Source organism: Aquimarina algicola, from assembly GCF_006443095.1.
Lineage (GTDB): Bacteria > Bacteroidota > Bacteroidia > Flavobacteriales > Flavobacteriaceae > Aquimarina > Aquimarina algicola.
In genome coordinates this window covers 34,396-55,358 of record NZ_VFWZ01000002.1, presented here as the reverse complement: position 1 = coordinate 55,358, position 20,963 = coordinate 34,396, and the positions used below count along the sequence as shown (strand labels likewise).

Here is a 20,963-nt window from a genome sequence, read left to right as displayed (position 1 = left end):
TTTGTTGTTTTTAAGATACAGACTGTGACTGTTTTTCTGCGATAATATAAAGTCCGCTTTCGATCAAATGTTTAATGTTTGGTCTTTGTTTTTTAAGATGTCCTAGATGTGTAAATATTTTTTCTGCAAATTGAGCATTTCTATCATGCACAAGCTCATATATTTCTAAAGGAAGTAGCCAATCGTTATCGTGTTCTTTTTGTAAAATATCAAATACAGCTTCAAGAGAAAATGTAGTGTTTTTTCCTTCTCTGATGTTTCTTACTGATTGATATAAAGAATGTAATTCTATTTCTTGATCAGAATATGTTCTTTTGGCGGTGGCAAGAGATTGATGAGTCACAAGGTCAAAAGAGTTATCATCGGCAGGTCCTGAAAATGCTGAAACAATTTCTTTTCCTACAGCAAAATCAAAAGTTCCCCATTCTGGTTTAAAGAGATATTCATCATTGTATTTTATAGTGCATTCACTAAACTGGATAAGAATAAGATTACCTTTTATATTTCTCATTCCAGTAATATTATTTCCAGCAACGGTTATACCACTTTCAAATTCGAATTCTATATATTCACCATCATAAAAATTATAGGCTTTAAGGTCTCTTGGTGACATATTTTCAATAGCAAGATTTATTCCTTTCAATTTGCCTAAAGGAGACCTGAATCCATCAGGGTGTACCTCAATTCCGTGACCAATTAGTTCTTTTTCTCTATAAGATAGAGCAGTAGGTCCCTTGGTTTCAAAGTAAATTACTTCATTGTCCTCGTTTTTGATCATTTTAGAAAAAACACCAGAAATCTGTAGTCCTGTACTCAGTTCGATAGTACCGAGATTTTCAGATTCAATCAGCTTAGCTAACCCTTTGTGTCCTCCTTTTCTTAGTGCCATAATATCTGCGAATTCTTCAAGAACCTGGCATAGGTAGGCAAAATCTGGGGTTACGTACAGTTGAGGTTGTGGCTGAGTAATGTCAAAATCCTGAAAAGCTGCTTCGGGAGAATACGGTATTTTTTTTACATGATCTGTCATACACCATTCACTCTCACCGATAGAAGACAATAATCCGGCACCATAGATTCTAGGGCTTTCAGTAGTACCTATTAATCCATACTCTACAGTCCACCAATGCAAATTACGTATAAGTGCCATTTCTGAAGGCGTTTCTTTTTGGTTTTGCAAATCCAAAACTTTTTGTTCGGCTTCTTTAATCTCTTCTTCGGTAGTATCGTGTGCTTCTTTTAAAATTGAAAGTGTTCTTACGGCTTCATAAGTATCGTAATCTTTTTTTGAAGAAATAGCTTTGCAACCAATTTTTCCAAACCTTCTTAGATACTCTGCATAATCCGGATTAGCAATAATCGGAGCATGCCCTGCAGCTTCATGTATGATGTCAGGTGCAGGAGTATATTCTATATTTTCGAGTTGTCTGATATCAGAAGCAATAACGAGAATATTGTACGCTTGAAATTCCATAAAAGCATTAGGAGGAATAAAACCGTCTACAGCAACGGCAGCCCATCCGATTTCTTTAAGAATTCTATTCATGCCATACATGCTAGGTATGTTGTCTATAGAAATACCTGTTTTTTTAAGACCATTTATATAAGAATGATGTGCTACTTTACTCAATGAAGCAATGTTTTTTCGCATTACATATCTCCAAACAGCTTGATCGATTGGAGTGTATTCATCATAATTTTGAGGTTTTATAAATTGTTTTAAATGAGCTGGAAGCCTTTCGATTAAGGGATTCGACACTATATTCAACGACATATCTAAAAAATAATTTTTATTCAGAACAATTTTACCGGAAAATTAATAGTTTTATTTTGATAATGAAGTATTCTTAAATAGTTAAATTTGTTTTTCATTAAAAAATAGTATCGTGAATATTAGGCTAGTTATATTAGGATTGTTTATTGTTTTAGGAGTAAATGCTCAAGTTACCAATGAAAAATCTCCTGTAAGTTGGGGTAAGTCAAGTTTGAGAAAAAGTACTCCTGTGAGTATGAAAAGTTTTGATCTCAACAAGCTTAGAGTAGAAGATGCTAAAAATGATCTGGATAAATCCGGTCCCTGGAGATTTGGATACGAGCTTAAAGTGAATCTGGGACTTAATAATTCTGGAACATGGGATAGACTGTCAAATGGTGATCGAGTTTGGAGAATCAATATTGTTTCAAAAGGGGCGCTAACCATGAATTTTGTTTTTGATACTTTCAAAATCCCCGAAGGAGCAAAAATGTTTTTATATAATAATGACAGAACTGATATTTTAGGAGCTTATACGCATACTTTTAATAGACCTGATAAAATGTTAGGTACCTGGATGATTGAAGGAGAAAATGTGTGGATAGAATACTATGAACCTGCTTCTGCAAAATTTAAAGGAGAATTACACTTGTCTAAAGTTGTACATGGGTATCGATCTGTAACAGATGCTCAAATTCAAAGTAAAGCATTAGGAGATTCAGGAAATTGTAATCAGGATGTAGATTGTCCTGTCAGTGGTGCAAGCGATAACTTTGATGATTTAAAAGATAGATTAAAAAGATCTGTAGCACTTTTTATATTAGGAGGAGGAACATGCACGGGTACTTTGATTAATAATACTGATAATGATAGAAAACCTTATTTCTTATCAGCCAATCATTGTTTCGAAGATATAAACGGTATAGGTTCATCTCCATCTACATGGGCATTCCGTTTTAATTGGGTAAGTCCTAATCCATCTTGCGCAACTACTGATCCAAGTACCAATGGAGCTTTTGATCAGACTACTAGTGGGGCTACGATATTGGCTCGTAATTCTAGATCTGATTTTATGTTGGTCAATATCGATTCTGAATTGCCTGACGAATGGGATTTAGAATGGGCAGGTTGGGATAGAACAGGAGATGCTCCTAGTTTTACGGTAGGAATACATCATCCAAGTGGAGATATCATGAAGGTTGCCAGGGATAATAATCCCGCTGTTAAAGAAGAACAAGCTCCTGTAGGAGGTTTGGTAGCACCTGTAGATTCTTGGCAGGTTGGAGATTGGGATCTTGGAGTTACAGAAAGAGGCTCATCAGGTTCTGCTCTTTTTGATCAGAATGGTAGAATTATTGGTCAGCTTGCTGGAGGTGGAGCTGCCTGTGGAGGTAGAGATGCAGCTGGAAATTTTGTTACAACCATTGATAATGGTCTTCCTGATTTGTATGGTAGATTTGGTGTTTCGTGGTGTTCAGAAAGTACAGGAGATACAAATAGTTTAGTGTCTTGGCTGGATCCAAATGATACTAAGAGAACTAAACTTAATATGCTCTCACAAGAACTGAATGGTGAAACATCAACAGAGCAAAACGATATAGTTTGTGGGAATGGAGAAGGTCCTCCGGTAGTAGAGCCAGAGCCAGATCCTTTAACAAGAGAGTTGGTAATCTTTTTCAACCCTTCTAGAGGAGATATTACAATTTCTAATGCAGTAGTAGAAGATGTAAGAGCAGACTTAAAATATTATGTTTATAATATATCCGGTATGCTTGTTGATTCTGGTAGTTCATCACAAGATGAAGAGGTTATAGACATGTCGTCAAAGTCTTCGGGAATGTATTTTGTTCGTGTAGAGAATAACACTGATGGGAGCAAGTTTACTAGAAAAGTAATTATCAACAATAGAAAATAATTTGATTAGTTTCTATTGTGATCGAATCCCTGTGATAAGAGTTTCTTTGTTATTATTCTTTAGGTAAATAGTATTATTTTTGATTTCTTTTATTTTTACCTGAGTCAAAAGACTTAAAAATCTTTTTTCTAATTTGTCTGTATTCTGGCAGTATATTTTTGTAGTGCCAGGATACTCAAAGGATATGATGTCTTTATCAATAGTGTATTTTATTATGTAAGAATTACATCCAGAAAAACCAGATGCAGTTTTATTGTCTTCATCAAAAACAATGCTTAATTTTTTTTCTGCAATATTCTCTTTCTCAAGAGTAGTGATATAAAACTTAACTTTTGAAAATTCTTGACTTTTTGTGTTGCTTTGTTGAGCAATGGATTCATTTTTTGTTTTACAATTAAACAAAAGTGCAATACTGATTAATGTTGTTATCAGGTGTTTCATAACTTAAAAATTGAATAGTAAAAGTAAAACTTTAAGGGAAATTGTATGGCATTTAGAATATATTTAAAAAATAATAACTATTATTAATACTATAATAACAAATCACGAGTTGGTTTTATACTTGTGATGACCATCTAGCTAACCTGATAAATATTTATGAAACCAGAAAATAGGAAACAAGAAATTGTAAAGGCGGCTTCTATTCTTTTTAAAGAAAAAGGATATAGTGCAGTTACCATGAGAGATTTGGCAAAAGCAATGGGGATTAAGGCAGCTAGTTTGTACAATCATATTCAGTCCAAACAAGAAATCTTATCTACGATTATTATTGATTTGGCAGAAGAATTTACAGAAGGAATGAATAAGATTAGTGAATCAGATCAAAAAACAATTCAAAAAATTGAGAATATTATAGAATTGCATATTGATGTGACCCTTAGAAATGCAGATGGACTAGCTTCATTAAATAATGATTGGATGCATCTTGAAGAAGATAATTTGCAATATTTTGAAAAAATGCGCTATGATTATGAGAATAATTTTAGAAAAATAGTCCAAAAAGGAACAGAGGATAAAGAGATTAAATCATTTAATATTGAAATTATAGTCTTTTCAACACTTTCTACTCTAAGAACTCTGTATTTGTGGTATCCTAAACAAAAAGATATAGATGCTGATATTTTGAAAAAAGATATGATATCTGTTTTGTTAAGTGGTATTGTGTAATGTATTCTCATTTAATGTGTTATAAAATTAACAAACAATTATTTGTGATTGAAACTAACAATCGTTAGTTTTGTTTAGCTATAACGTTATAGTTAAATATATATGACTGATTTTTATCCTTTAAAGGTTGAAGAACTAAAACGAGAAACAAAAGATTGTACTTCGATTACCTTTGACATGCCAGAAGAATTTGAAAATAAATTTAAATTCAAGCAAGGGCAATACTTAACGCTCAAAACAGATATCAATGGTAAAGAGATAAGGCGCTCGTATTCTTTGTGCTCTAGTCCAATCGAAAATAAATGGCAAGTTGCAGTAAAAAGAATTCATGAAGGCGTTTTTTCAAACTTTGTCAATGACATACTCAAAGAAGGTGACGTAATAGAAGTTATGCCTCCGCTGGGTAATTTTTATGTAGAAGTTGATCAATCGAAACCTAAAAATTATATTGTTTTTGCTGCTGGAAGTGGAATCACACCAATATTATCGATTATAAAAACGCATCTAGCTTCAGAAAAGAATAGCACTTTCAAGTTGTTTTACTTGAATCGAAATGTAAAATCAATTATCTTTAAAGAAGAAATAGAAGCGCTACGAAACAAATATTTTGGTCGTTTAGAAATCTTCTACTTTCTGACACAAGAACAAAGAGATATTCCTATTCTTAATGGAAGGTTTACAGAAGAAAAAATAAAAGAATTAACGAACAAAATCATAAACATTTCAGATGTAGACGAGTGTTTTGTGTGTGGTCCCGAAGAAATGATTTTTTTGATTAGAGATGGGTTAGAAAATGCAGGCTTATCCAAAGAAAAAATTCATTATGAATTATTCTTCTCTGGTCAAAGTGAAGAAGATAAACAAAAAGCTGCTAAAATAGTTGAACAAAAATTCGAAGGAACAAAAGTAACAATCATTGACGGAGGAAAAGAATTTCATTTTGCGATGGATGATGATTGTGATAATATATTAGATGGAGCACTATCATCTGGAGCAGACTTACCATACGCTTGTAAAGGAGGCGTTTGTAGTACTTGCAAGTGCAAGGTAATCGAAGGCGAGGTAGAGATGAAAATTAATTACGCGCTAGAAGAAGATGAAGTTGCTAAAGGATTGGTATTATCTTGCCAAGCTGTGCCTACAACTGAAAAAGTAGTTGTAGATTTTGATGTGTAGTATAAGTTTATTTGTAATTTCTGAATTTGACAGGAATTCAAATTCATAATAAAAAACAATTGTTATGAGCGAAAAAGAAGTAAAAAATTTAGAAGAAATCTTTGAGCAAAGAATTGCAAGAGATGAAAAAATCGAACCCAAAGACTGGATGCCTGAGAAGTATCGAAAAACGCATATTCGACAAATTTCTCAGCATGCACACTCCGAGATTGTAGGAATGTTGCCAGAAGGAAACTGGATCACCAGAGCGCCTTCTTTACGTCGTAAAGTAGCTTTGCTAGCTAAGGTGCAAGACGAAGCAGGTCATGGTCTTTACTTATATAGTGCTTGCGAAACATTAGGGGTTTCCAGAGATGAACTATATGAACAGTTACATAGTGGAAAAGCAAAATATTCAAGTATATTCAATTATCCCACAATCACTTGGGCAGATATCGGTGCGATAGGATGGCTGGTAGATGGTGCAGCGATTATCAATCAAGTGCCTCTCTGTAGTACTTCTTATGGACCATATGCTCGTGCTATGATACGTGTATGTAAAGAAGAAAGTTTTCATCAAAGACAGGGATTCGAAATCATGATGACACTTGCCAAAGGTACACCGGAACAAAAAGCAATGGCTCAAGATGCCCTTAATAGATGGTGGTGGCCTTCGTTAATGATGTTAGGTCCTACAGATGCAGAATCTGTGCATACAGCTCAATCCATGAAATGGAAGTTGAAACGTAAAACAAATGATGAGCTAAGACAACAGTTTATAGACCAAACGGTTCCTCAAGCAGAATTGATAGGATTAACGATTCCTGATGAAGATTTAAAATGGAATGAAGAAAAAGGAGGATATGACTTTGGAGAAATCGATTGGGATGAGTTTTGGCAAGTTGTAAAAGGTCATGGACCTTGTAATAAAGAAAGACTGTCTGCCAGAGTAAATGCTTGGGAAAAAGGAGAATGGGTAAGAGATGCTGCCATGGCGTATGCCAAGAAACAAGAAGATAAGAAGCTTAGAGAAGCAATATAATACATGACAAATGGAAAATAATTGGCCCCTTTGGGAAGTATTTGTAAGAAGCAAAAATGGTTTAGAACACCGTCATTTTGGTAGTCTGCATGCCGCAGATGCCGAAATGGCTTTAGAAAATGCCAGAGATGTATATACTCGTAGAAGTGAAGGTGTGAGTATTTGGGTGGTAGAGTCAAAACATATCACAGCCTCAAACCCTGATAATAATGGCGAATTGTTTGAGCCAGCTCAAGATAAAGTATACAGACATCCTACTTTTTATGATTTGCCAGACGAGGTAAAACATATGTGATTATAGAAATTGAAATCGAAGTTAGAATAAAAACAATTTCAACTTCGATCTAGGTTTCAATTTCAGTTTCAAATTCGATTCCATTGGTATGAAAAAAGAAAATTTAAAACAATATATCTACGGCATTGCAGATAATGTCTTAATTCTTGGACAACGCCTATCAGAATTGTGTGGTCATGGCCCAAGTCTTGAAACCGATATTGCCTGTACAAATATTGCACTCGACCTATTAGGTCAAACACGTAGCTACTATCAATATGTAGCTCAACTCTTCGACGAAGATAAAACAGAAGATGATATCGCATTTCTCAGAACAGAAAGACAATATAAAAATGTGTTATTGGTCGAACAACCCAATACTCATTTTGGTTATGTTATAGTAAGACAATTCTTTTTTGATGTTTTTCATCTTCAGCTACTTCAACAATTACAGAATAGTACTGACGAAACACTTTCTGCAATAGCAAAAAAAGCGATTAAAGAAGTGAGTTATCACAAAAGATTTTCTTCTGATTGGATAAAACGATTAGGAGATGGTACAGAAGAAAGTCATCAAAAAGTTCAAGAAGCTGTAAATGATTTATGGCGTTTTACAGACGAATTATTTCATATGACAGAAGATGATATCGCAACTTTAGAATCTGGTGTAGGAATAGATGTAAGAGTGCTAAAAGATAAGTATTACCAACAAGTAAAAGAAATACTTCAAGAAGCTACACTTGATATACCCGAAACATCTTGGTTTCAAAAAGGAGGCAAACAAGGTATCCATAGTGAGCATATGGGATATTTGCTTTCGGATTTACAGTATATGCAACGTACATATCCTGATATGAAATGGTAATAAGTAGTTTAGTTATTTGATATATAATTAAGTTAGTTTACTAAAAAATGTCTACAAAATTAGAACAACATATAGATCCATTACTGATTCCTATTTTGGAAAAAGTTTCTGATCCTGAAATCCCTGTACTTTCGATTATGGATATGGGTGTTGTTCGTTCCGCTTATGTCAAAAATGATATTGTAAACATAACTATTACTCCTACGTATAGCGGGTGTCCGGCAATGGATGTTATGGGAGATGATATTATTAATGCATTTGAAGATGTGGGAAAGAAAGCAAAAGTCGCTCTCGTATTATCACCCGCATGGACCACAGACTGGATTACTCCAAGAGGAAGAAAAGCACTAGAAGAATACGGTATTGCAGCTCCATTAGAAGCAGAAGCAGACAAAGAAGCGCTACTGGGAGGTAAAAAAGTAGTGAAATGTACAAATTGTGGCTCCAGTAATACTAAATTAGTAAGTCAATTTGGGTCGACAGCATGCAAAGCACTTTTTCAGTGTGAAGATTGCTTAGAACCTTTTGATTATTTTAAATGTTTAAAATAAAATAAATGCCTTCAATAGAATTAAAAATAGAAAATAGTATTGCCACCATAACGTTCAATAGACCAGAAACGTTTAATAGTTTTAATCGAGAAATGGCACTGCTTTTACAAACAACATTAGATAATTGTAAAACTAATGATGAAGTAAGAGCGATAGTCCTAATCGGTAGTGGTAAAGCATTTTGTGCCGGTCAAGACCTTAATGAAGTAACCTCTCCTGAACAAAATCCCGGTTTTAGAAAAATACTTGAAGAACATTATAATCCAATTGTAGAAAGAATAAGAGCTATTGAAAAGCCTATAATTGCAGCCGTAAATGGAGTAGCAGCAGGTGCAGGAGCAAATATAGCTTTGGCATGCGATATAGTAGTGGCCACAGAAAAGGCGAGTTTTATTCAGGCATTTAGCAAAATAGGGTTAATCCCCGATAGTGCAGGAACATTCTTTTTACCTAGATTAGTAGGTTTTCAAAAAGCATCTGCCCTTATGATGCTAGGTGATAAAGTAAATGCAAAAGAAGCAGAACAACTAGGAATGTTATATAAAGTATTTACTCACGATACTTTTGAAGAAGAAGTGCATAGACTTGCTACCCAATTAGCGTTGATGCCTACAAAAGCTTTAGGGCTAACAAAACGGTTACTCAACGAATCTATGACTAATACTCTGGAAGAACAACTGAATATGGAGTCTGAATTACAAATCGAAGCTGCAGAAAGTGAAGATTACCAAGAAGGAGTAAACGCTTTTATAGAAAAGAGAAAACCTGTTTTTAAAGGGAAATAAACTAAAAATGTAAAACCGAAAAATGTAAAATAAAAAAGTCAAAAGTATTCATGAAAAATCATTTTTACTTTCATTTTTGCATTTAGAATTTAGAATTTATGATTCATAAAGTAGGTATAATCGGATCTGGAACTATGGGCAGAGGTATTGCACAAGTTGCCGCTACAGCCGGTTGTAAAGTAAAGGTGTATGATACCAATATTAGCGCTTTAGAAAAAAGTAAAGTCGCTTTAGAAAAGATTTTATCTCGTTTGGTAGAAAAAGGAAGGATAGACGAGGGAGAAAAAAAACGTATTCAAGAAAATATATCACACGTTACCACTTTACAAGATTTAAGAGATTCGGATCTTGTGATAGAAGCTATTATTGAAGACCTTGATATTAAAAAGAAAGTATTTTCCGAATTAGAAAATTATGTCTCTGATCATACCATTATAGCATCTAATACGTCTTCGTTATCTATCGCTTCTATTGCTTCTTCGTTACAAAAACCAGAACGTTGTATAGGGATTCATTTCTTTAATCCTGCTCCTTTGATGAAGTTGGTAGAAGTTATTCTGGCAGTACAAACCGATACCAAAGTGACAGATACAGTAGTCAATACAATCAAAGAATGGAAGAAAGTAGTAGCACTAGCCAAAGATACGCCTGGATTTATTGTAAATCGTGTGGCTAGACCCTTCTATGGAGAGTCATTACGAATTTTAGAAGAAGGAATTGCTGATATTGCTACTATAGATTCAAGCTTAAAAACATTAGGGGGATTCAGAATGGGGCCCTTTGAATTGATGGATTTTATTGGCAATGATGTGAATTACACTGTTACAGAAACGGTATTCAAAGCCTTTTATTACGATCCAAGATATAAACCTTCTTTTACACAGAAAAGACTTTCAGAAGCGGGGTATCTAGGTAGAAAGTCTGGGAAAGGATATTATGATTATTCAAAACATGCTGAAAAACCAACTCCTCAATACAATGAAGAATTGTCTGCCTATATTTTTGAGAGAGTGTTGGTGATGTTGATCAATGAAGCTGCAGATGCGCTGTTTTGGAATATTGCCTCTGCAGAAGATATAGACAACGCTATGACCAAAGGAGTAAATTACCCTAAAGGACTATTACGTTGGGCAGATGAAAAAGGAATAGAATGGTGTATGAATAGGTTAGACTATTTATACGATGAATATAGGGAAGATCGATACAGATGCAGCCCACTATTACGAAAAATGGTAAAAGAAAATAAAGTATTCTTTCTTAGGAATGAGGTTTGAAGGATGAGGATTGAGGATTATTGTGCTTTAAATAATTAAAAATGGAATCTAGATATAATTTTAAGTTTGAAAATTTAACTGTTTATGACAGAGCAATGGAGTTTGGAGAAATAGTGAATAGTTTGACTAAAAAATTTCCAAATGAAGAAAGATTTGAATTGGCCTCTCAATTTAGAAGAGCAGCAGATTCTATTGCGTTAAATATTGCAGAAGGTTCCTCAGGAAGTGATAAACAATTTTATAATTATCTCGGAAATGCTTGGTTCAGTGCACACGAATGTATTGCGTGTAGTTCTAAAGCAAAGATGAGAGGGTATATTACATTTCAGGAAGATGAAGAAAATAGAAGGATGGTAACTGAGCTTTCAAAAATGATCACTACACTTAGAAATCGAATTTCAACAAGAATTGAGACTAAAAAATGAAAAACCTCACACCAACTCCCTCACACCTCATACCTGTCAAGATGCTCAGTCTTGACCCTTTTAGTCAATGGTTAGGAATTGAAGTTATAGAAGTAGAAAAAGGAAGATGTAAGGTAGGAATGACAATAAGAAAAGAAATGCTAAATAGCATGGGTAAAGCTCACGGAGGAATATCCTATAGTTTAGCAGATACCGCTTTTGGATTTTCTGCAAATACACATGGTAAATATGCGGTTTCTATAGAAACTTCGATCAATCATATAGAAGCCTTAGAAGAAGGAGACTATTTGACTGCAGAAGCTGTAACTGATATCGCAAAAACTCGAGTAGGGTTTAATATTGTAGAAGTAAAAAGAAAAGATCAAATTGTAGCACTGTTCAAAGGAGTAGTCTACAGAACCAATAAAGATTGGGAATAAATAAACAAGAGATAAAATATGTAATTACAGATGATGAGTTATAAGAAATACTTTGATACATTATCACTTTACATTTAAAATTTTAAAACTTTGAAACAAGCATACATTATAGATGGAATCCGAACACCAATCGGAAATTATAAAGGAACATTGTCAACGATAAGAACTGATGATTTGGCAGCTTTGGTGATACAAAAATTAGTAGAACGAAATCCTAATATTCCAAAAGAAGCATATGATGATGTGATCATGGGGTGTGCTAATCAAGCAGGCGAAGATAATCGCAATGTCGCCAGAATGGCATCATTACTGGCAGGGCTACCATATTCGGTACCGGGAGAGACTGTGAATCGACTATGTAGTTCTGGATTATCGGCAATCATTCATGCAAATAGAGCAATCAAGGCAGAAGATGGAGAGCTGTTTATTTCGGGTGGAGTAGAAAATATGACACGAGGCCCGTATGTTATTGCAAAATCATCATCGGCATTTGGTAATGATTCAAAAATGTATGATTCTAGCTTCGGATGGCGCTTTGTAAACCAAAAGATGCATGACCTTTATGGAACAGATGGTATGGGGGTAACCGCAGAAAATTTAGTGGAAAAATATAATATTTCTAGAGAAGACCAAGATGCTTTTTCATACTGGAGTCAATTTAAAGCCTCTCACGCTCAAAAATCAGGACGTCTAGCCAAAGAAATTGTAACTGTAGAAATCCCACAACGAAAAAAAGATCCGATTTTATTTTCAGAAGATGAATTTATAAAGCCAAATACAACCAAAGAGATTTTGGCAAAATTACGTCCGGCATTCAGAAAAGATGGAAGTGTAACAGCAGGAAACTCTTCGGGACTCAATGATGGTGCTGCTGCAACAATAATTGCTTCTGAAGATGCGGTAAAAAAATATGACCTAAAGCCTATTGCAAGAATTGTTAGTTCTGCTGTAGTTGGTGTAGAACCTAGAATTATGGGTATAGGCCCTGTTCAAGCTTCAAATAAAGCGCTGGCAAAAGCTGGACTTACTATGGGTGATATCGATGTGATAGAACTCAATGAAGCCTTTGCTTCACAAGCACTAGCCTGTATTAGAGAATGGGGACTTGGAGATAATGACCCTAGAATAAACCCTAATGGTGGATCAATTGCATTAGGTCATCCTCTTGGAGTTACAGGTGCTAGGATAGCATACTCAGCAGCATTAGAATTACAAGAAAAGAAAAAACGATACGCTTTAATTACGATGTGTGTAGGAGTAGGACAAGGATATGCATGTGTGATAGAACGAGTGGCTGAGTAGTTGAGTTTGTGAGGGCTGAGTCTGTTTGTTTTGTACACTTTATAGATGTCGAAGATGAATATAAAACCAAAAATTTAAAATGTAAAAGTTGAATGGATAAAACTTAAACTTTTGACTTTATCATTTTACATTTAAAATTTAAGATTTTGAAAATATTAGAAAGTTATATTAATGGTCAATGGGTTGCAGGTTCTGGAGAAGGACTTGTTATGCATGACGCGGTTACCGGCGAAACAATAGGTCGCTCTACTACAGAAGGATTAGATATTCCAGAGGTTTTGCAATATGGTAGAACTAAGGGAGGAGAAGTACTGAGCAAAATGACGTTCCAAGAGCGAGGTAATATGCTCAAAAAATTAGCACTATACCTTACAAAAAGAAAAGAAGATTTTTATGAATTAAGCTACCGAACCGGAGCGACAAGAATTGATAGTTGGATTGATATCGAAGGAGGTTTTGGTAACTTATTCGCAAATGCTTCTTTGCGTAAACTTTTCCCTAATCAACCGTATCATGTTGAAGGAGATCCTATTGATCTTTCAAGAGGAGGACGCTTTATGGCACATCATATTTTAGTGCCTAAGCGAGGAGTAGCAGTACACATAAACGCATTTAACTTTCCTATTTGGGGAATGTTAGAAAAATGTGCTGTAAACTGGATGGCAGGAGTTCCTGCAGTAGTCTTACCGGCACCACAAACGTCTTATTTAACTGAAGCAGTAGTAAGAGTGATCATCAATTCAGGAATTCTTCCTGAAGGCGCTTTACAACTCCTTAGTGGGATGACCAAAAATATACTAGATACTGTTGAGTCTCAAGATGTAGTAACCTTTACAGGATCTGCTCATACGGGACGACTATTAAAAGCACACCCTAGACTAATTGAAGAGTCTGTCCCATTTACTATGGAAGCTGATTCTCTTAATGCTTCTGTATTAGGAAAAGATGCAGTGCCTGGAACACCTGAGTTTGATTTGTTTATCAAAGAAGTACGCAAAGAAATGACTGTAAAATCCGGTCAAAAATGTACTGCTATCCGTAGAATTATTGTGCCAACTCATCTAGTAGAAGATGTACAAATTGCTTTAGGACAACAACTTGATAAAGTTACCATAGGAGATCCAAGGCTTAAAGAAGTCAGAATGGGAGCACTTGCTAGTAAGCAACAAGTTGAAAGTTTTAGAAATAATGTGTCTGAAATTGCTAAAACCGCTCAAATGGTATATGGAGATTTAGATACAATAGAAACCATAGGCGCAGATGCTCAAAAAGGAGCATTCGTATCTCCGATTCTATTGAGGGAAGATCATCCATTCAAAAATACAGAAGCTCACAAAATAGAAGCATTTGGTCCGGTTTCAACAATAATGCCTTACGACTCTTTAGACGATGCAATTGCTTTAACACATATGGGCAAAGGATCGTTGGTATCCTCTATCTTTACCTATGATGATACTATTGCAAAAGAATTTGTGGTAGGAGCAGCTTCGCATCACGGGCGTATTCTGGTAGGAAATAGAGAAAACGGAAGGCAAAGTACAGGTCACGGTTCACCATTACCGATGTTGACACATGGAGGCCCGGGCCGTGCAGGTGGAGGAGAAGAAATGGGAGGTATGAGAGGTATTAAACATTATATGCAACGATGTGCAGTACAAGGAACTCCTACCACACTAACAGAAGTAACAGGGATATATCAAGCAAACTCTGCATATAAACCTTCAGAAAAACACCCATTTGCATATCATTGGGAAGATATCGAACCTGGGATGTCTATCAAGACACATAAGCGTACAGTAACCGATACTGATATTATCAATTTTGCAAACCTTACTTGGGATCACTTTTATGCGCATACAGATATCACCTCTTTAGAGGGAAGTATTTTTGAAAAAAGAACTGCACATGGATATTTTATCCTTGCAGCAGCAGCAGGATTATTTGTATATCCAAATAAAGGGCCGGTAGCTGCTAATTATGGCCTCGAAGAATGTCGTTTCTTACGTCCTATATATCATAATGATACGGTATATGTACGATTAACGTGCAAACAAAAAATTGATCGAGATCATAGAGGTAAAGAACTACCTAGCGGAATTGTAAAATGGTTTGTAGAAGTATTTGATCAAGAAGATGAATTGGCAGCGATTGCCACGATCTTAACAATGGTACAAAAGAAATCACCATTTGTACAAGTAGATCGATCAAATATTGAAGGATATTTAGCAAAGCTAAATGAAGATGCAAAAGTTAAATGGGGAATCATGACCCCACAACACATGGTAGAACATCTCGAAAAAACAATTAGAATTGGCGCAGGGCAAATCCAAGATTTTGAGATCGCTACTCCAGAGAAGCATCTGGAGAAAGTACAAGAAATGATTTATAATCATAAACCAATGCCTAAAGAGGTAAACCATCCTTTAATGAAAGAAGGGAGTTTAGAAAATTTGATTCATGAGAATTTATCTGTTGCCAAAACGAAACTATTAGAAGCATATGATGAGTTTGAAACATTTTTTGAAGAAAATCCTAATGCCATAACCAAAAATGCTGTCTTTGGTGAAATGAATAAGTTTGAGTGGAATTTATTGAATACAAAACATTTGAATCATCATTTTGAACAGTTTGGAATATTATAATTGAAGTAAAACAAGGTCGCACTGAGCTGTCACACTGAGCTTGTCGAAGTGTGATGATAACATAAAACTTAAAATGTAAAACTTAAAAATGTAAAATTTAAAAGTAAAAAGTGAATTTGCCGATATACTTTGAACTTTATCATTTTACATTTAAAATTTAGACTTTATTTTGACACAACCATACGTAAATATAGAAATAGAAAACGGAGTAGGAACGATTGAATTTTTTCATCCTGCTCACAACTCACTACCAGGAGATATTCTGGCAAAACTTGCGCAAACGATAACCGATGCAGGAAATAATGATGAGATAAAAGTTATTGTTTTGAAGAGTGGAAGAGATCGAACTTTTTGCGCGGGTGCAAGTTTCAAAGAGTTAATTAATATAAATGATGCCGAAACTGGCAAAGTGTTTTTTTTAGGATTTGCTAATGTCATTAATGCCATGCGAAAATGCCCTAAATTCATCATTGGTAGAGTACAGGGTAAAACTGTAGGAGGTGGAGTAGGAGTGGCATCTGCAACTGATTACTGTATGGCTACCAAATACGCATCAATAAAACTAAGTGAGCTTAATGTAGGTATTGGACCTTTTGTTGTTGGACCCGCTGTAGAACGTAAAATTGGCCTCTCGGCAATGTCGCAAATTGCAATAGATGCTAATACTTTTTATAGCGCCGAATGGGCAAAAGAAAAAGGACTATTTACCCAAGTGTTTGAAGATATCGAAACCTTAGATACCGAAGTAAAAACATTTGCAGAGCATTTATGTTCGTATAATCCTGAAGCCATGCGAGAAATGAAAAAAGTATTCTGGGAAGGTACAGAACACTGGGATACATTGTTAGCAGAAAGAGCAGTGATTAGTGGGCGATTGGTATTAAGCGACTTTACAAAAGAAACCTTGAAAAGATTTAAATAAAACGAAAAGAAGAAAATGTAAAACCGCAAAATGTAAAATTTAAAAGTAAAAAGTGAATTTGTTGATATACTTTGAACTTTGCTACTTTATATTTAAAACTTAGACTTTATAAAAATGTAAAACTGAAAAATTTAGAAGTTTTGAAAGTTGTTCAAAAATATGATCTCCAACAAAGACTAGTCAAATTCTCTTCAAGTATTATTTTAAATATTAATACTTTGAAAAAAAGTTTTGCATCAGAGCATTTGGCTAAGCAGTTGATTCGTTCAACCACGTCTGCTGCTTTGAATTATGGTGAAGCGCAAGGAGCAGAATCAAAAAGAGATTTTATTCATAAGATGAAAATATGTCTTAAAGAATTAAGAGAATCTCAGGTAAATTTGCAGATTTTGAAAGAATCAGAATTAATTCAAGATCTAGATAGTTTTGAAAATATTATAAAGGAATGTAAAGAGCTAGTAGCAATTTTTACTTCAAGTATAAAAACATCAAATACAAAAAAATAAATATAAAGTGTAAAAGTTGTAAAATAAATACTTTAAACTTTATCATTTTACATTTAAAATTTAGACTTTATACATGATATACAGTTTCAAAGGATATATACCCGTAGTACACGAAAGCAGTTTTGTGCATCCTCTTGCAGCGGTTACCGGTAATGTAATTATTGGTAAAGATTGCTATATCGGTCCTGGTGCTGTTATTCGAGGAGATTGGGGTGAGATCATTCTTGAAGATGGAGTTAATGTACAAGAAAATTGTACAGTACATATGTTTCCGGGTAAATCTATTGTACTCAAAGAAAGTGCCCATGTAGGACATGGTGCAGTAATACATGGAGCAAATTTAGGACGTAATTGCCTCATCGGAATGAATAGCGTAATTATGGATGATGCCGAGGTAGGAGACGAATGCATCGTAGGAGCCATGTCATTTATAAAAGCAAAAACTATTGTTCCAAAAAGAAGTCTGATCGTAGGAAACCCAGCAAAAATAGTTAGGGAAGTAAGTGACGAAATGATCAATTGGAAAACAAAAGGTACACGATTGTATCAGCAATTACCTGCTGATTGTTTTGAATCATTAGAAGAAGTTGAACCTTTGAGAGAAGTGCCAAAAAATAGACCCACTCAAGAAGCTTTTTATAAAACTTTAGAAGAGTTTAAACAGAAAACATGAATATAAAGGATATCATAAAAGAACTAGAACCGTTACGATTGCAACTTGCAACGCACCCATTATATACTGAAATTGAGGAAATTGAAGACGTAAGAGTATTTATGGAGAATCATGTGTTTGCCGTTTGGGATTTTATGTCTTTATTAAAGAGCTTACAATTACATCTCACAACTACAGATATCCCATGGATTCCGTCGAAGAACCCAAAAGTTCGACGCTTTGTTAATGAAATTGTATTAGGTGAAGAAAGCGATATAGACCAGTCAGGAAAATCAGTTAGTCATTTTGAAATGTATTTGGATGCGATGAAAGAAGCAGGTGCAAATACAGTTCAAATCGATACATTGATCAATCATATATCTAATCATGGCACAATAGAAAATGGTATAGCATCGCTTTCGGTTATTGATGAGGTTAAAGATTTTATGAAATTTACATTTCAGGTGATAGAAACTCGTAAACCTCATATTATTGCGGCAGTATTTACTTTTGGGAGAGAAGATCTGATTCCGGATATGTTTATAGAATTGGTGAAAAATATAGGAAACAATTCGACATCTGGTTTAGGACAACTTGTTTACTATCTTGAACGACATATCGAATTAGATGGAGACGAACACGGACCTTTAAGTTTAGAAATGGTTACATCACTTTGCGAACAAAAAGAAGATTGGGATGAAGCTTTGCAGTACAGTAAAATAGCCTTAGAGAAACGAATAGCATTGTGGAAAGGAATCCATAAAACCTTAAAAGATAATAATGCAATTTTTGCATAGTACATTTATTTAAATATTAAACTAACGAACATTAGTTAACTAAAATGTCAACAGTAGAATTAAAAATGCCCAAGATGGGCGAGAGCATTTCAGAAGCGACGATCTTAAACTGGTTGAAAAAAGTCGGAGATGCAGTAGAAGAAGATGAGACCATACTAGAGGTAGCAACAGACAAAGTTGATTCTGAAGTACCGTCACCTTGTAATGGTGTGATTGCTGAAATACGATTTGAGCCTAATGAAGTAGTTGAGATAGGAACTGTTATTGCGGTTATCGATGCCAGTGGTGAAGTGACAGTGACCCCCTCTGTTGAAAGTGAGGTAGCTAAAGATAAAAAACAGCCTGAAAAAGAGGTTGCTATACAAGAGAAACCTATAGCAGATAAAGAATTTAGGTCGTTAAACACCGGAGACAATGATGGTTTCTTGTCACCTTTGGTAATTAGTATTGCCAAAAAAGAAAACTTAAGTATAGAAGAGGTACAAAGTATTGCAGGTACTGGAGAAGGCGGTCGGATTCGCAAAAGTGATATGATGCTATATCTTAAAAATAGAACATATCCTTTACCAAGCCGCCCTCAAGCTATAGCACCAAAACCTGCATATAATGCTCCACCGATTAATTTTATTGAAGGAAAAGATCGTATTGTAGAGATGGATCGTATGCGAAAGATGATTGCGGACCATATGGTATACTCTAAGCATACTTCACCTCATGTAACCAGCTATATTGAAGTTGATGTGACCAATATTGTGAACTGGAGAAATCAAGTAAAGAACGAGTTTTTAGAAAAGTATGGTGAAAAACTAACATTCACTCCCATTTTTGTAGAAGCCGTAGCAAAAGCGATCACAGCATACCCAATGATCAATGTGTCTGTAGATGGAGATAAAATAGTAGTTCATGATGATGTGAATGTAGGGATGGCGACAGCATTGCCTAGTGGAAATTTGATTGTTCCTGTAGTCAAAAATGCTGATGAGAAAAACCTTCTTGGATTGGCCAAAAATGTAAATCATTTAGCTAATAGTGCTCGTAACAATGCACTAAAACCAGATGAAATAGGAGGAAGTACATTTACCATTTCAAATGTTGGAACTTTTGGAAGTTTGATGGGAACACCCATTATCAATCAACCCGAGGTAGCCATATTAGCATTAGGTATTATCAAGAAAAGACCAGAAGTGATTACCACCGAAAAAGGAGATGAAATAGCGATTAGAAGCATGATGTATTTATCCCTGTCTTTTGATCATCGTGTGGTAGATGGATTTTTAGGAGGTTCGTTTTTACGAAAAGTAGGAGACGAACTCGAAGCATTTGATAAGAATAGAAAAATATAAGTAGAATACATGCGCAAGGGATAGAAGCAAGCTACCATGTAGCGCAAATAGCCCGACCCGAAGGGATGCGCCCAAAAACAACATAAAAATGGAACAACAGATCAAAATTACAAGAACTTCAAATTCAGGATTAAAGGATATTGATTTTGACAATATTCCCTTGGGAACGGTATTTACCGATCATATGTTTGTTTGTGAGTATGAAAATGGAGCTTGGCAAAATCCTAGAATAGAACCTTTAGAACACATTCCTACACATCCTGCAGCTATGGCACTTCACTACGGACAAGCCATTTTTGAAGGAATGAAAGCTACAGTAGGGAAAAACAATACTCCACTGTTGTTTAGACCAGAAGAAAATGCCAAGCGTTTTAACCATAGTGCTGTGAGAATGGGAATGCCAACAGTTCCAGAAACCTTATTTGTAGAAGCTGTAAAACAGATTGTAGGTGTAGAGCATAATTGGATTCCGCCACATGACGGTAGTGCCTTGTATTTAAGGCCCTTTATGTATGCCGATGAGCCTTTTATCGGGATGCGGGCAGCAACAAGCTATAAGTTTATTGTGATTTGTTCTCCAGCAGGGCCATTTTTTACAAAGAAAATTAGATTATACGCAGAGACAGAATTCATTAGAGCTGCCGATGGAGGAACAGGTGAAGCAAAAGCAGCCGGAAATTATGCAGCCGCAATATTGCCTACCGAAAAAGCTAAAGCCAAAGGATATGATCAGGTACTTTGGTTGGATGCTAATGAACATAGATATGTACAAGAGGTAGGAACCATGAATATCTTTTTTAAAGTTGATGGTAAATTTATCACCCCAAGTACTGACGGTTCTATCTTAAAAGGAATTACCAGAGATAGTGCAATCACATTACTAAAGGATAAAGGATTTGAAGTAGAAGAACGCCCAATTACTATTGATGAGGTGATTCAATTCTCTAAAGAAGGAAAACTTGAAGAAGCTTTTGGAACCGGAACTGCTGTAGCTATTGCTATGGTTGAAGCGATTGGTTATAAAGATGAAGTAATCACTTTACCAGAAGATAATGTTGTAAGCCGAGATATGAAAACCACCCTCGATGATATCAAAACTCAGAAGAGAGAAGATAAACATGGTTGGATTATTCCTGTCACTATAGAGGAGAAAGTAGGATAAAGTAATAGTATG

Annotated in this window: 21 protein-coding genes; 19 read left to right on the top strand and 2 right to left on the bottom strand. The window is 35.1% G+C overall.

Annotated elements, in window-relative coordinates; translation table 11 throughout:
* Nucleotides 1-10: 10 nt before the first annotated feature.
* Entirely contained in the window at nt 11-1,774 is a 1,764-nt protein-coding gene (locus FHK87_RS03870; protein WP_140590016.1) for an aromatic amino acid hydroxylase, read from the bottom strand.
* 112 nt (nt 1,775-1,886) lie between these two features.
* Between FHK87_RS03870 and FHK87_RS03865 the strand changes: the two genes are divergently transcribed.
* Nucleotides 1,887-3,668, top strand: a complete 1,782-nt coding sequence (locus tag FHK87_RS03865; RefSeq protein WP_140590014.1) for a T9SS type A sorting domain-containing protein — start codon at nt 1,887-1,889, stop codon at nt 3,666-3,668.
* Nucleotides 3,669-3,680: 12 nt separating this feature from the next.
* Here FHK87_RS03865 and FHK87_RS03860 read toward each other — a convergent pair whose 3' ends face one another.
* Nucleotides 3,681-4,109 (bottom strand): META domain-containing protein, encoded by a 429-nt coding sequence (locus FHK87_RS03860; RefSeq protein WP_140590012.1) that lies wholly within the window; start codon nt 4,107-4,109, stop codon nt 3,681-3,683.
* A 156-nt stretch (nt 4,110-4,265) separates the two neighbouring features.
* Here FHK87_RS03860 and FHK87_RS03855 point away from each other — a divergent pair, with 156 nt between their 5' ends.
* The 18 genes from FHK87_RS03855 (at nt 4,266) to FHK87_RS03770 (ending at nt 20,951) form a co-directional block, all read left to right on the top strand.
* Entirely contained in the window at nt 4,266-4,835 is a 570-nt protein-coding gene (locus tag FHK87_RS03855) for a TetR/AcrR family transcriptional regulator (protein ID WP_140590009.1), read from the top strand.
* A gap of 102 nt (nt 4,836-4,937) precedes the next feature.
* The gene (locus FHK87_RS03850; RefSeq protein ID WP_140590006.1) at nt 4,938-6,011 is read left to right on the top strand and encodes a 2Fe-2S iron-sulfur cluster-binding protein; all 1,074 of its coding nucleotides are present in this window, start codon (nt 4,938-4,940) and stop codon (nt 6,009-6,011) included.
* A 64-nt stretch (nt 6,012-6,075) separates the two neighbouring features.
* A complete protein-coding gene (paaA, locus tag FHK87_RS03845) occupies nt 6,076-7,032 on the top strand; it encodes a 1,2-phenylacetyl-CoA epoxidase subunit PaaA (RefSeq protein ID WP_140590003.1) in 957 nt (318 codons plus the stop codon).
* Between the two features lie 10 nt (nt 7,033-7,042).
* Nucleotides 7,043-7,327, top strand: a complete 285-nt coding sequence (paaB, locus tag FHK87_RS03840; protein WP_140590000.1) for a 1,2-phenylacetyl-CoA epoxidase subunit PaaB — start codon at nt 7,043-7,045, stop codon at nt 7,325-7,327.
* Between the two features lie 88 nt (nt 7,328-7,415).
* Entirely contained in the window at nt 7,416-8,171 is a 756-nt protein-coding gene (gene paaC, locus FHK87_RS03835) for a 1,2-phenylacetyl-CoA epoxidase subunit PaaC (RefSeq protein WP_140589997.1), read from the top strand.
* 47 nt (nt 8,172-8,218) lie between these two features.
* Nucleotides 8,219-8,722, top strand: coding sequence for a 1,2-phenylacetyl-CoA epoxidase subunit PaaD (gene paaD, locus FHK87_RS03830; protein ID WP_140589995.1), 504 nt, complete (start codon nt 8,219-8,221; stop codon nt 8,720-8,722).
* Between the two features lie 5 nt (nt 8,723-8,727).
* Nucleotides 8,728-9,507, top strand: a complete 780-nt coding sequence (locus FHK87_RS03825) for an enoyl-CoA hydratase-related protein (RefSeq protein WP_140589993.1) — start codon at nt 8,728-8,730, stop codon at nt 9,505-9,507.
* 98 nt (nt 9,508-9,605) lie between these two features.
* Nucleotides 9,606-10,781 (top strand): 3-hydroxyacyl-CoA dehydrogenase NAD-binding domain-containing protein, encoded by a 1,176-nt coding sequence (locus tag FHK87_RS03820; protein WP_140589990.1) that lies wholly within the window; start codon nt 9,606-9,608, stop codon nt 10,779-10,781.
* Nucleotides 10,782-10,822: 41 nt separating this feature from the next.
* Nucleotides 10,823-11,206 carry a four helix bundle protein gene (locus FHK87_RS03815; protein WP_140589988.1) on the top strand — a complete coding sequence of 128 codons (384 nt, stop codon included), beginning with the start codon at nt 10,823-10,825 and terminating at the stop codon, nt 11,204-11,206.
* Nucleotides 11,203-11,625, top strand: coding sequence for a PaaI family thioesterase (locus tag FHK87_RS03810; RefSeq protein ID WP_140589986.1), 423 nt, complete (start codon nt 11,203-11,205; stop codon nt 11,623-11,625). Before FHK87_RS03815 ends, FHK87_RS03810 begins: the two co-directional genes overlap by 4 nt.
* Before the next feature lie 90 nt (nt 11,626-11,715).
* Nucleotides 11,716-12,927, top strand: coding sequence for a 3-oxoadipyl-CoA thiolase (gene pcaF / locus FHK87_RS03805; RefSeq protein ID WP_140589984.1), 1,212 nt, complete (start codon nt 11,716-11,718; stop codon nt 12,925-12,927).
* Between the two features lie 146 nt (nt 12,928-13,073).
* On the top strand, nt 13,074-15,569 hold the full coding sequence (gene paaZ, locus FHK87_RS03800; RefSeq protein ID WP_140589981.1) for a phenylacetic acid degradation bifunctional protein PaaZ: 2,496 nt from the start codon (nt 13,074-13,076) through the stop codon (nt 15,567-15,569).
* Between the two features lie 169 nt (nt 15,570-15,738).
* Nucleotides 15,739-16,491, top strand: coding sequence for an enoyl-CoA hydratase/isomerase family protein (locus FHK87_RS03795; RefSeq protein ID WP_140589979.1), 753 nt, complete (start codon nt 15,739-15,741; stop codon nt 16,489-16,491).
* Nucleotides 16,492-16,631: 140 nt separating this feature from the next.
* The gene (locus tag FHK87_RS03790) at nt 16,632-16,997 is read left to right on the top strand and encodes a four helix bundle protein (protein WP_140592691.1); all 366 of its coding nucleotides are present in this window, start codon (nt 16,632-16,634) and stop codon (nt 16,995-16,997) included.
* 73 nt (nt 16,998-17,070) lie between these two features.
* A complete protein-coding gene (locus FHK87_RS03785; RefSeq protein WP_140589977.1) occupies nt 17,071-17,670 on the top strand; it encodes an acyltransferase in 600 nt (199 codons plus the stop codon).
* Complete coding sequence (locus FHK87_RS03780) at nt 17,667-18,446, top strand: DUF3050 domain-containing protein (RefSeq protein ID WP_140589975.1); 780 nt, start codon at nt 17,667-17,669, stop codon at nt 18,444-18,446. Before FHK87_RS03785 ends, FHK87_RS03780 begins: the two co-directional genes overlap by 4 nt.
* Before the next feature lie 44 nt (nt 18,447-18,490).
* Nucleotides 18,491-19,789: a dihydrolipoamide acetyltransferase family protein gene (locus FHK87_RS03775; RefSeq protein WP_140589973.1), complete on the top strand. Its 1,299-nt coding sequence runs from the start codon at nt 18,491-18,493 to the stop codon at nt 19,787-19,789.
* 88 nt (nt 19,790-19,877) lie between these two features.
* Nucleotides 19,878-20,951, top strand: coding sequence for a branched-chain amino acid aminotransferase (locus FHK87_RS03770; RefSeq protein ID WP_140589971.1), 1,074 nt, complete (start codon nt 19,878-19,880; stop codon nt 20,949-20,951).
* Nucleotides 20,952-20,963 lie beyond the last annotated feature (12 nt).

Coding starts and splice junctions, on each gene's coding strand:
- FHK87_RS03870 (WP_140590016.1), bottom strand. CDS start 1,774: ATGTCGTTGAATATAGTGTCGAATCCCTTAATCGAAAGGCTTCCAGCT.
- FHK87_RS03860 (WP_140590012.1), bottom strand. CDS start 4,109: ATGAAACACCTGATAACAACATTAATCAGTATTGCACTTTTGTTTAAT.
- FHK87_RS03855 (WP_140590009.1), top strand. CDS start 4,266: ATGAAACCAGAAAATAGGAAACAAGAAATTGTAAAGGCGGCTTCTATT.
- FHK87_RS03850 (WP_140590006.1), top strand. CDS start 4,938: ATGACTGATTTTTATCCTTTAAAGGTTGAAGAACTAAAACGAGAAACA.
- paaA (WP_140590003.1), top strand. CDS start 6,076: ATGAGCGAAAAAGAAGTAAAAAATTTAGAAGAAATCTTTGAGCAAAGA.
- paaB (WP_140590000.1), top strand. CDS start 7,043: ATGGAAAATAATTGGCCCCTTTGGGAAGTATTTGTAAGAAGCAAAAAT.
- paaC (WP_140589997.1), top strand. CDS start 7,416: ATGAAAAAAGAAAATTTAAAACAATATATCTACGGCATTGCAGATAAT.
- paaD (WP_140589995.1), top strand. CDS start 8,219: ATGTCTACAAAATTAGAACAACATATAGATCCATTACTGATTCCTATT.
- FHK87_RS03825 (WP_140589993.1), top strand. CDS start 8,728: ATGCCTTCAATAGAATTAAAAATAGAAAATAGTATTGCCACCATAACG.
- FHK87_RS03820 (WP_140589990.1), top strand. CDS start 9,606: ATGATTCATAAAGTAGGTATAATCGGATCTGGAACTATGGGCAGAGGT.
- FHK87_RS03815 (WP_140589988.1), top strand. CDS start 10,823: ATGGAATCTAGATATAATTTTAAGTTTGAAAATTTAACTGTTTATGAC.
- FHK87_RS03810 (WP_140589986.1), top strand. CDS start 11,203: ATGAAAAACCTCACACCAACTCCCTCACACCTCATACCTGTCAAGATG.
- FHK87_RS03785 (WP_140589977.1), top strand. CDS start 17,071: ATGATATACAGTTTCAAAGGATATATACCCGTAGTACACGAAAGCAGT.
- FHK87_RS03780 (WP_140589975.1), top strand. CDS start 17,667: ATGAATATAAAGGATATCATAAAAGAACTAGAACCGTTACGATTGCAA.
- FHK87_RS03775 (WP_140589973.1), top strand. CDS start 18,491: ATGTCAACAGTAGAATTAAAAATGCCCAAGATGGGCGAGAGCATTTCA.
- FHK87_RS03770 (WP_140589971.1), top strand. CDS start 19,878: ATGGAACAACAGATCAAAATTACAAGAACTTCAAATTCAGGATTAAAG.